Origin of the sequence: Micromonospora reichwaldensis (genome assembly GCF_031845925.1) — a bacterium.
In the GTDB taxonomy this organism is placed as follows: domain Bacteria; phylum Actinomycetota; class Actinomycetes; order Mycobacteriales; family Micromonosporaceae; genus Micromonospora; species Micromonospora reichwaldensis.
Window position 1 is genome coordinate 74824 of record NZ_JAVRFL010000030.1, and the last position, 11256, is coordinate 86079.

General features: G+C 63.2%; 9 protein-coding genes. 4 read left to right on the forward strand and 5 right to left on the reverse strand.

Annotation, left to right across the window (positions count from 1 at the left end):
* Positions 1 to 16: 16 nt before the first annotated feature.
* Complete coding sequence (locus RM555_RS22970) at positions 17 to 445, reverse strand: hypothetical protein (RefSeq protein ID WP_311413675.1); 429 nt, start codon at positions 443 to 445, stop codon at positions 17 to 19.
* A gap of 166 nt (positions 446 to 611) precedes the next feature.
* Here RM555_RS22970 and RM555_RS22975 point away from each other — a divergent pair, with 166 nt between their 5' ends.
* A complete protein-coding gene (locus RM555_RS22975) occupies positions 612 to 797 on the forward strand; it encodes a hypothetical protein (protein WP_311413676.1) in 186 nt (61 codons plus the stop codon).
* Between the two features lie 27 nt (positions 798 to 824).
* On the opposite strand, the gene RM555_RS22980 is transcribed toward RM555_RS22975, so the two are convergent.
* Positions 825 to 1550 carry a GntR family transcriptional regulator gene (locus tag RM555_RS22980; RefSeq protein ID WP_311413677.1) on the reverse strand — a complete coding sequence of 242 codons (726 nt, stop codon included), beginning with the start codon at positions 1548 to 1550 and terminating at the stop codon, positions 825 to 827.
* A gap of 583 nt (positions 1551 to 2133) precedes the next feature.
* Positions 2134 to 2391 (reverse strand): hypothetical protein, encoded by a 258-nt coding sequence (locus tag RM555_RS22985; RefSeq protein WP_311413678.1) that lies wholly within the window; start codon positions 2389 to 2391, stop codon positions 2134 to 2136.
* Positions 2392 to 2771: 380 nt separating this feature from the next.
* Between RM555_RS22985 and RM555_RS22990 the strand changes: the two genes are divergently transcribed.
* Together RM555_RS22990 and RM555_RS22995 are read left to right on the forward strand one after the other, a co-directional pair.
* Positions 2772 to 3995: a helix-turn-helix domain-containing protein gene (locus RM555_RS22990; protein WP_311413679.1), complete on the forward strand. Its 1224-nt coding sequence runs from the start codon at positions 2772 to 2774 to the stop codon at positions 3993 to 3995.
* A gap of 24 nt (positions 3996 to 4019) precedes the next feature.
* Positions 4020 to 4487 carry an NUDIX hydrolase gene (locus RM555_RS22995; RefSeq protein WP_311413680.1) on the forward strand — a complete coding sequence of 156 codons (468 nt, stop codon included), beginning with the start codon at positions 4020 to 4022 and terminating at the stop codon, positions 4485 to 4487.
* Between the two features lie 293 nt (positions 4488 to 4780).
* Here RM555_RS22995 and RM555_RS23000 read toward each other — a convergent pair whose 3' ends face one another.
* A complete protein-coding gene (locus RM555_RS23000) occupies positions 4781 to 9637 on the reverse strand; it encodes a DEAD/DEAH box helicase (protein ID WP_311413681.1) in 4857 nt (1618 codons plus the stop codon).
* A 177-nt stretch (positions 9638 to 9814) separates the two neighbouring features.
* On the opposite strand from RM555_RS23000, the gene RM555_RS23005 reads away from it, so the two are divergent.
* A complete protein-coding gene (locus RM555_RS23005) occupies positions 9815 to 10327 on the forward strand; it encodes a hypothetical protein (protein WP_311413682.1) in 513 nt (170 codons plus the stop codon).
* 401 nt (positions 10328 to 10728) lie between these two features.
* On the opposite strand, the gene RM555_RS23010 is transcribed toward RM555_RS23005, so the two are convergent.
* Positions 10729 to 11256: hypothetical protein (locus RM555_RS23010; RefSeq protein WP_311413683.1), on the reverse strand; the 528-nt coding region annotated here is incomplete at its 5' end.

Here is an 11256-nt window from a genome sequence, read left to right on the forward strand (position 1 = left end):
GCGCGCCTAGAAGCAGTCAGGCAGCCACCGAGCCGGGCATAGTCGACGCCGGCCGGATCGCGGTGGCCCGCAGCGAGTACGCCATGCGGGAGCGGCAGTCACCCGACGAGCGGCCCGGCTTGCACCGCTGCGAATCCACGTACGGGGTCAGGGTCAGGCCCTCGAACTCCACCGCCGGCGGGTAACCCGGCACCGTCGACGGCGGCGGCACCGGCTGCTGCGCCGCCACCACCTTGACCTTCACCTCGGTCGACCGCCCGAACTTCCCGGCCTCCGAGTCCAGGTCCATCACCCGCACCACCCAGACCCGCTCCCCGGTCTCCTTGTCCCGCGCCTGGTTGTCCGCCTCACCCCGCCGCTCAAAGTCAATCTGCGGCGACACCCCAAGGCAGAGAGCCCCGGCGGGGAACACGTACTCGGACGGGACGGGAACCTTCAACGTCATCGGAACCACTTCGGCAGCCTCCTAGCCTCGCCAGTTGTCTTCCTTACAACCGGTTGAGCTAACAAGCTACGTCAGCTTGTAAGTACAAGCAAGATCGAAGGGGAACCGATTGCACAATGTGGAGAGCCGGCCCCCGGGGTGCCAGGACCAGCAGGAGGAGGACGTGATGCCGCAGCGGGAGACAGCCGAGCGCCTGTTGCTGGTGGACACCGTTGGTCGATGGTTCCACCTGGACCAGCCAGTGCTCATCGGACGCGGGCAGATCTACTGGATCGACCGCACGACAAGCGAACTGTGCGTCGATCGGGGAGACGGACGAGTTACGCGGACTGCCGGCGAGATGTGCCGCTGAGCCGCCAGCGAGGTTGACGCAGGCGAATCAGGACAGAGCGTAGGTGTCCTCGATCTCGTGGCGGCTACCTGGCATCACCAGCACCGACGTCATGATCGGGTTGCCGGATGCCTGGTGGACGGTGATGACGACGCTCATCACCGACTCGTCGGCCGGCACCTCCAGGGCCTCAGCCTCAACGTCGCTTACCCGGCGGGCGGTCATTCGCTCGGTGGCGTAGTCGGGTCGCAGGCCCTTGTGGCGGGCGATGAGGTCCAGCAGGCCACCCGCGATCGGGTCCGGCCTGGTGATGTCGGTACCGACCGCGATGTCCACCGGCACGAACGTGGCGACCAGGTCCACCGGACCCGCCTCCGAGACGGTACGGCGGCGCCGCTCATAGACCGGCGTGCCCTCCGGGATCTTTAACTCCGCCGCGATCCGCGGTGAGGCGAGCACCGGGCCGACGTGCAGAATCTCCGTCTCCCCGGTCTCGTCCAGCTCGACCGCGTCGCGGGCGTAGTCGGGCGAGGTGCGCCCGGAGACGGGCCGGCCGCGTACGAAGCTGCCCTTGCCCTGCTGCGACTCGATCCAGCCGTCCTGCTTGAGAATTCCCAGCGCCTTGAGCACCGTCGGGCGGGACACCCCAAACTCCGTACAGAGCTGGTTCTCCGACGGCAGTGCCGCACCGGGCGCGTAGTCGCCGTCCTCGATGCGCTTCCGCAGCGTGTTCAACACGCGCAGGTACTTCGGCGTCGGAATCTCGTACGCCATCGCGGGCCACCCCACCTAGGAACGCTGCATGAATATCAGCAGCTTATGAGTTGTTTGCATGACAGAACAAGTCAACTCAGCCGTTCGGCGTCACACGCCCGACCGCTGCGGCAAGCCATCCCGACCACGACGATGGCGCTCCCACCGACTCCGGACGAGTCGCGCCCGGCCACCGACGCGGCAGGCACCCGTACCGGCCGAACACCCGCAACGCTGCCTGACGCTGCGGGCACGGACCGTCCTCGCCGCAGGTGGCGCAGCGCCCGTCCGCGCTCGATGGCGTGTGCTGGTCAAGCTGCGCCTGTGCCGCCCGGAGCTGGTCGCGTAGCGCACTGGACAGGTAGGTACTCATCGGGCCGCCCCATCCGGTGGGAGCTTGCTCGCGCGTACCAGGATCTGCGCCTGCCGACCGTGACGACCGGACGGACCGACCCTGACCCCCTCGACCCAGATCCACTCATCCTGCGGCGGACGGTTGGCCACCAGCCGAACTCCGGTCACCCACAACGTCACCGGCCCATCCGACGGCAGGAGACGATCGGCTGCATCGATCGTCAGCACCGCACCGAGTCGTACCCGAACGTCAAACACCGCGTCTCCTCATCACCGGCGCCACGTTGCGAGGCGGCGCGTTGTTGGTTTTGCGTCGCTGGATCTGAAGGCCGGCGATCTGCGCGAAGACCTCACGCCGTGCCAACGCCTTGCCGGTGGCCAGGTCGATGGCGTAGCCGGTGAGCCACACCCAGCCGTAGTAGGTCGGCTTGTCGCAGACCGACGTCACCCGTAGCCACAGCGCGCGATCTCCGCCGAACTGCACCGACGCCCGGCCGTCGATCAGCACCAGGTCGCCTGGCACCGGGACACCCGGCCGGGACGGCGCCGGCTTGCGGGGCGCCGGAGCGGGCGGGCCATTCACGGGCCGTCGTTCGGGTCGAGGCCCCACGCCAGCACCCACCCCGGGCCAGCCTCAGCAGGTCGCCCGACCGGAACCCGCACAGTCCAAGCAGGACCGCCGGGCAAGCGAACGAGTCCGCTCCGACCCGCGCCCCATCCCACGAATGGCGGTGCGGGCAAGGGTGTACTTCCAGCCCGCGCCCGAGCAGGATTGGCAGTTGCTCGATACGTTCAGCCCCGTCATGCAGACAGGTTGTGGCACATACCGCCCAGCGACCCGGAAAATCCTTCCGGGGTCGCAGCCGACCGAGGGGAGACAGTGAACCCGTGCGCGGGACAACCAACACCCTGACCATCGGCGAACGCGTCGCCTGGTACCGCAGACGACGCGGTCTCTCCCAGGAGGTCCTAGCTGGACTCATCGGCCGTACTGCTGACTGGCTGGGCAAGATTGAGAACAACCGGATCGAGCTGGACCGGCTCTCCGTCATCAAGTCCCTGGCCGAAGTCCTGGACGTCTCCCTCGGCGATCTGCTCGGCGAACCCACACTGCTCGACTGGACCAGCGACAGCGGCACCGAAACCGTCCCCGCCCTCCGCGCCGCCCTGATGAACTACCGCGCCCTCGGTCCGTTCGGTGGCGGTATGGAAGCGGAGCCGTCGAGCGTCGCCGTGCTCAGGAAGGAGGTAGGCGCCCTCTGGGACGCGTACCAGGACTCCCGATTTGGGCACGTCACCGGCCGCCTGCCCGACCTGCTGAACCGCGCCCAGGCCGCCGCTGACCACCACGACGGCGACGACCAGGATCAGGCCCGTCGGCTACTCGGTCTGACGTACCAACTCGCCGCCACCCAGCTCACCAAGCTCGGAGAAAGCGATCTCGCTTGGATCGCCGCCGACCGCGGCTTGGCCGCCGTCCGACCCACGGGCGACCCGCTCATCACCGGCTCCCTGTTCCGCTCCGTCGGACACGCCCTGCACGCCACCGGCCGCTATTCCGAAGCCGTACGACTCACCGAGGACGCCGCCGGCTACCTTGATCCCCACCTGAAGCAGGCCACGCCAGCGCTGCTCTCCGTCTACGGAACCCTGTTCCTGTCCGGCTCGATGGCCGCCGCCCGCTCCAACGACGCTGCCACCACCCGCACCTTCCTCGCCGCCGCCGACCACGCCGCCGGCCAGCTCGGAGCCGACGCCAACCATCTCTGGACCGCGTTCGGTCCGACCAACGTCGCTATCCACCGCGTCGCCACCGCCGCCGAGCTGGGCGATCTGCAAGTCGCCATCGACCTCGGGCCACGAGTCGACACCGCCGGCCTACCGATGGAGCGACGGGTACGGCACGCCCTCGAAGTCGCTCGCGCCTACAGCTCGTGGAACCGCCTTGACGACGCCCAGGCGGTCCTACTGGACGCCGAACAGATGGCACCCGAACAGGTCCGCCATCACTTCCTCAGCCGACAACTCGCCCTGACCTGGGTACGCCGGCAGCGCGGCAAGCCCTCAGCCGAACTGGTCGGACTGGCCCGGCGGCTCAAGGTGCTCGACTGAAACCAGCCCATCTAGGCTGCCCTGGTGACGGCCAACGAGATGCCACCCATGGCAACCCCACGCGTCGCCGCAGGCGCCCTCTTCTTTGACGACGAAGGCCGCGTGCTCCTCGTACGCCCCAGCTATAAGAAGCACTGGGACATCCCCGGCGGCTACGTCGAACCCGGCGAATCACCGCGCGCGGCGTGCATGCGCGAGATCGAGGAAGAACTCGGCCTCACCACCGCCGTCGGCCCCATGCTCGTCGTCGACTGGGCACCGGCCGAGCACGAAGGAGACAAGCTCCTCTTCATTTTCGACGCTGGTTCTCTCACTACAGAGCAAGAACAGGCCATCCGATTCACGGACGGTGAACTCACCGAATGGCGCTACGTGACAGCAGAAGATCTGAATCATCACGGACCGCCTCGACTCACTCGCAGACTCCGCACAGCGATCGCAGCACGCAGCAGCGGCATCGCCGCATATGCGGAGCACGGCAACGCCCTCTAGCCCAGAGTTTCGACACGGGTTCAAGGCGTGGCGGCGCTGCGGGGTTACGGTTGGGGCGCATCCGGCAGGGACCCTCCGGTTACAGGATGGCCGAGGCTGCGCCGGATGGTCACGGTCCGTGGGTGGTTACGGTAGGTCATCCCGTCGCCATCGACCCGGGCAGGCCGAGCAGACCACCGCCCGGCCTGACAGCGTCCGAGTGTGTCAAGGTGCGCTTCACGTGGCGGGTCGGGCGGCGGCCCGCGCCTCAAAGGGCGGGTCGACGGCGACGGGATGGCCGGGAACCCTAAGCGCTATCCCGCCTTGAGGATTAGCGAGGGCAAGGAGTCCACGATCTTCATCGTCTCTAGCGAGACGGTCACAACCCGCTTGACAAGATCCACAATGTATCTCGGGTCACCGAGCTCCTTGAGCCACTCGTTTGGGTCGTTAGTGATACCCGACGCGCTTTCGCTCTTAACCTGGTAGCGCTCCATCACCCACTCAACGGCAGACCGAGTGCCGACCGTGTAGCGGTACGCCTCTTCAGGGATCCCCGACAACGTGATGTAGCGGTTGTAGATGATCGTCGATCGGTCCTTGGCTTTACCGGTGCCGGCGAAGCGCATCTTCTGCATTCGGTAGAGCTCCGAGCCCGTCACCTTGCCATCGGCAGACTCCGTCAGCGGGTAGGGCTCTACCTCCTCGTAGCCGATATGCAGTTCGGCGAGCTCACGACCGGCATCGGCAAAGCGATGGAAGTCTTCAGAGGTGGCTACTTTTGGAATGCGAGGGAGCATCTTCTTCAGGTCAGCTGAGTAACGAATCCTGTATTCGGGAGAGTGTAGAAGGCCGTAGGTGTAAAAAAATATGTCATCCTTTGATACGGAGGCACCGTATGCGGATCGGTAATCAGCGAGAGCGGAATCTGTAATGTTATCGACCCGCTCATACCGGTCACTTGCGTTGTCATCAAGCATGCTAAGCAGATCCGCGGATCCCTCCAGCTCGACGTAGGACCAGCGCGGGAAGTACTGCCCACCACTTCCAGCACCTGTTACGTGAAGATCAGGAAGCAGATCTGTCATGATCACCGAGAACGGAACGGCCGAACCCGAGCCAACCTGGTAGAAGCCGATGTTGGTATGACTTGGCGTCGGAAAGATAGCGGGCAGCTGGCCGACAATGTGATTGAGGGCTCGGTCGAAGTACACGTGCTGTTTGTTGAAGGGCCGGTAGAGCGCCATCCGCGCCGCCTCGGGCGAAAAGGATACCGGCTTTCGTGCCGCCAGCCGATTTTTAAGGCTGTTAGTCCAGCTGATCTTCGTTGCATCCGTATCGATGAACTCGTCAACGAGCGACCTTGGCTTCTCACCAGGGTGGTCGATGATGAAGTCCTTGAAGGCATCAACCTGAGCGTTGTACGCGGCAGCCGTTCGCCTGACGTTATCCATCAGGTTCCGGTTCGAATAGTTGTAGACCCAGGCATCGCGGCCTGTCTCCAATCCGCGAGAGTAGGTCGCAAAGATGGTCAAACCATTCGCGGAACCACGCTTGTCGCCGATCGCTGCGAACAGGCCGAACGCTTCGTCGCGGTGGCCCAGCCAGTCGCCGTGAGTGTTCGGGCTGATACTTTGCCAGTCCACCGTGTCCAGGCGAGACTCCTCAATGATACGGAGCTTATCTTCTCTCGTGAGATAGTCACCAATGTCTCGATAACGCACCTCGGCCGATCCAGTGGCCCCAGCCTTCTTAACAAGCAGAATGATGGCGACTGTAGTCCTGGCTCCTTGGCCGAAGATATTATCCTTTTCTCGGCGCCGCTGCTCTCCAGCAGTTCGGGCATTTCCCCGGAGGTTGTATACGTAAATGACCGAAAACTCGTTCGCTAAGGTCTTGCGCAGGCCGTCTGCGGTGTTGTTCTCGACCCAGCCGCCATTAGTTACAAAGCCAACGACGCCTTCGTCGCCGATACGGTCAGACGCCCACCGGATGGCGCGAATATAAGAGTCGAACACGCTTTGTCCGCCGCCGCGGTTCCGATCAGCCGCGTAAGTTGTGCGAATGCGGTTGTCGAGCGTCGGATACTTCAAGTTGGCGTTGTTATCGTTGCCACTGTTCTGGCCTACAGAGTAGGGCGGATTGCCGATAATTACGCGAATATCGAGTGCCTTCTGTGCCTCGGCTCGAGCGTTGTTCGTAGGGAAGACGACGGAGTCTATCTTGTCGTCGTCTTCCGTCATTTGAAAGGTGTCCGCCAGGACAATGCCGTTGAACGGCACGTACCCAGCGCTCGGATCCCGTTCCTTGAGTAGCCCATGGAGGGTCGCTTCGATGTTGATGGCAGCGATGTAGTATGCCAGCAGGAGGATCTCATTCGCATGAAGCTCCTGGGAATACTTTCGAAGTAAGTCACCTGGGCGTATTATTCCAGTTTCAAGAAGACGGACAATGAACGTCCCGGTTCCTGTGAACGGGTCAAGTACGTGAACGCCTTCGTCGCTAATCGACACACCGAACTCTGAATGTAGGACCTCCTCCACTGAGCGAAGGATGAAGTCGACTACCTGAACAGGGGTATAGACAATACCCAGAGACTCTGCCATCTTCGGGAACGCATTTTTGAAGAATGACTCGTAGAGGTCAGTGATAATTTTTTGCTTACCGGCCGTGTTGTCGATTCCAGCAGCCCGCACGCGCACCGATTCGTAAAAGGCTTCTAGTGTCTTGGTCTCGCTATCAAGGTTCTGATCGTCCAGCGCGTCGACCATAGTCTGCATCGTGCGCGACACGGGGTTATGCTCGGTGAAGTCATAGCCATCAAAAAGAGCATCGAAGACGGGTTTCGTGATCAGATGCTGTGAGAGCATTTCGATAGCATCGTCTCGGCCAATTGAGTCGTTCAGGTTGCCGCGGAGCCCAGCAAGGAATGCGTCAAAACGCTTCTCGATCTCGGGTGTGGGGTTATCGAGGATGGTCTTGATCCGGGTGATGTGGGCCTCCGCAATTTCGCGGATGTCCTGGGCCCAGTCCTCCCAATAACGCCGGGAACCGACCTTGGCGACGATCCTTGCATAGATTGCGTCTCGCCATTGGGTAACGGTCGGTAAATCGAGCATCCCTTGGGTGTACTGGCGCTTACTGGTGGTCTCACCGCTCGTGTCCGAATCATCCGTCGGATGATCGGGGAAAATCACCTCTAGACGTTCACCAGGTGCCCGGTTGAGGTCGATCTGGTTGATCATGGCGTTGAAGCGTTCATCGTGGGCACGTAGTGCCTGTAGCACCTGCCAGATCACGTCAAAACGGCCGCCACTTAGCGCCTGGTCTGGTGGTGTGCCAGCCGGAATGGCAACGGGAAGGATGATGTACCCGTACTTCTTGTCAGGGGCCAGGCGCATTACGCGTCCGACAGACTGAACAACGTCCACCTGAGATTTCCGTGGGTTAAGGAAGATGACGGCGTCAAGGGCCGGGACGTCAACTCCTTCTGAAAGACAACGAGCATTGGACAGGATCCGGCAGGTGTCCGTCCCCGCGTCTTCCCGCAGCCAGTCGAGCTTCTCATTGCGGATTAGAGCGTTCATGCCACCATCGACGTGCCGCACTTCGCAGCGCAACGCGCGATCAGGCGTGCCGGTTTCCTCGTCGGTGAACTCCCTGTCGAAATCGGCGGACCGGATATAATGCTCAGTGATCCTTTGAAAAGTTTCAGCAAATGCCTTCGACGCTTTGATGGAGGAAGCAAAGGTCACGGCACGCGTCATCGGCGCGACGTCATCACCGAACCCGAAGCCAGACTCACCACGCTTGGCCAGCCCGTTCCAGCACCCAACCATCTTAGCCACGTCGTCAAGCCGCAGTTCAAGAGTGTCGTCAGCCAGCTGCGCTTGGAAGGTGCGCGACACAACGCCGGCATCGATGCCTAGAACGAGGACCTTGTAGTCAGTAAGCAGGCCCTTGGACACAGCTTCTCCGAACCCGAGGCGGTGGAATTCTGGGCCGAACTCCTCTCCGTCCATCGAGGTCACGATGGCGTCCGCTTCCCCGGCCTTCGCCTTGGTATTGTCGTCGTAGATTCGCGGGGTGGCGGTCATATATAGGCGCCGCTCGCCGAGAATGTATTCCGGGTCGTGTACCCGGACAAACGCCGACTCGTCCTCGCCAGCAAGCGTCACGCCCGTGGTGCGGTGTGCTTCATCGCAGATGATCAGATCGAATGGGTCCACCCCGCCAGCGGCTTGAGCCGCAGAGACGACGCCGATCGACTGGTAGGTAGCGAACACCACCCGCATCCGATCGCCGGGCGCGCTCGCAAGCTTCGTGTGCAGCAGCTTCGAGTCCGTGGTGGCCGGCAGGGGCAGGTCGACCGAGGAGATGTCCTCACTAGTGTTATCTAGGTTGACCTTGCTGACCTTGGGATCCGAGCACACCGCGAACGCCTGGAGCGGGACCTCGGACTCGGTCGCCCACTCCCGCAGCGATTGCGACAACAGTGCGATCGACGGCACTAGGAATAGTGCCGAGCGACCCGTGCCGACCATCTGTTCAGCCAGTCGAAGAGAGGTGAAGGTTTTGCCAGTTCCGCAAGCCATGATGAGCTTGCCCCGATCATGGGTCTCGAACCCAGCCTTGACGTCCTTAATCGCGTTCTCTTGATGCTGACGCAGGCCCTTCTTGTCCTTCAGTACCAGCACCTCAGGAGTCGCCAGTGAAAACTGTGACCAGTCGATGCTCGACTCAGCTAGGTCCTTGAAGCGGATCCGCTGGACGGGAATCTGCTGGCCACGGATGGCGGCCTCGGCGTTCGTACCCCAGCGATCGGTCGTGGAGATGATCATGCGTCGCTTGTAGGGGAATTTGCCCGATGCGGACAGGAATGAGTCGATATCCGGCTTTTGGATCGTGCTCCGTGGGTCGTAGAACTTGCACTGGATCGCCACGACCTCACCGCTGTCGCGTTCCTGGGCTACTAGATCGATCCCATGATCGGCTTGACCGTCACGACCGGGCCACTCCATCCAGCGCCACACCTGGGAAAACTGCTCCGCATACTGAGGGTCAGTACGCAGGTACGCCACCATCAATCGCTCGAACTTCGCCCCCTTGTCCGCCTCCGAGGTCGCGGAGAAGTACAGGTCATCCAGGATCGATTGCAGCGTCGTCGGCATGGGTAGGGATTCTGCCGAACGTTGCGCCAGGCGGGAAGGGTGGTAGCTGGTGTGGCGGAGGCCAGGATCCCGAGCGTGGCGGGTGAGGCCTCAGGTGAGGTGGCCACGAGTAGGGTTACGTCCCCAACGATTCCCTGGTCCTGTCGACAGCAACGTGCTCGTAGAGTCTTCGGGGTGATGAGCTCGTACCTGGTCGTGCTCGGCGAACGCGACGCTATCTGGTGGGTGCTGCACGAGCAGCGGATGGCCTTCCCAGCTACGCCACGAGCCGAGGTAGCTGACCTTGCACCTGGGGATCGCCTGTTCCTGTATGCCACCCGTAGCGCCTGGAACAACCCACCGCGCGACCGTGGCCGGGTGATCGGCGTTGCGACGGCCGCAACGGCTGCACGTCGCCTGGACCAGCCGATAGAAATCGCCCAACGCTCCTTCCACTCCGCCTGCGAGCTACGCATCGATGGCGTGGTTCCCTATCCAGGCGGGCTTGAGTTGGGGCCGTTGGTGGATCGGCTGGACGCCTTCCCCAAGCCTCATGCGTGGAGCGTCTATCTCCGTCGGGCCCTTGTTCGGCTGTCCGACTCCGATCGCGCCATCCTTGACCAAGGCCTTAACCCGATGCTCGCGCCACGCGGCCAAGCTCTGCCGACCTACCCGTCGATGCGGACGCCCCCCAGGAAGGCAGGCGGATAGTCATGGCAGTCGACGGAGGACAAGGGTTCAAGCCTCAGCATTGCCGAAACCATCTCTCTTGGATCAAGGCGGCCCGCAAGCGGGCCGCAGGCCGGCCGCGCTCGGCCTGCTCCCGGCGCAAGCGCCGGCGTCGGCCGGCGCGCCGGCCGATACAAGCCCTGCCTCCGGCGGGGGCCAGACGACTCCAGGATGGGCGCAGAACCGTTGCGGTTGTCGGTGGTGGGGAGCTGCCATCCCGTCCGCCACCGACCCAGGCAAGCCGAGCAGACCAGGGGCCAGGGTGCCAAGGTCGTTCGTCCGGTAGGGCGCTCCACCTTGGCACCCTGGCCCCTGGCCCGCTCCACGGTGTGTGGGTCGGCGGCAGACGGGATGGCAGCAGGTAGCGAGGCGAGCGGCCTGGCTTACTTCTTCGCGTTTGCCGCCATCGCTATCAGGCATCCAGCTAGGACCGAAAAGGGAACCTCAACCATGTCAGCCACGTCCGGATGCTGGGTCTTAAGGGTCACCCACCAGTAGGAGACGAGGAACGAAACCAGCCCGATGGCAGGCCACTTGACGGCAGGTTGAAGGAGCCAGGACCGGAATTCCCGCAGCGACTCCGACCAGACAGCCAGAAGTGACGCCTCGTCGGGGTCCACCCGTTGTCCAGCGTCCTCGAGGGCGCGCTCGAAGTCTCCAAGTGCGTCATCGACCACCAACGCGGCCGGGCTCTGCAAACCGGTCGTTGCTACCCGGAGGGCGGCCCTGGTGTCCAGTTTCCCGAGGGTGAGGCGGACCTGGTCCTGCTGGGACTTGAGGAAGGCGTCGACAGCCGAGGTGGGGAGGCGCATCTGGGACTTGAGGAAGCCGTCGACAGCCGAGGTGGGGAGGCGCATCTGGGACTTGAGGAAGCCGTCGACAGCCGAGGTGGGGAGGCGCATCTGGGACTT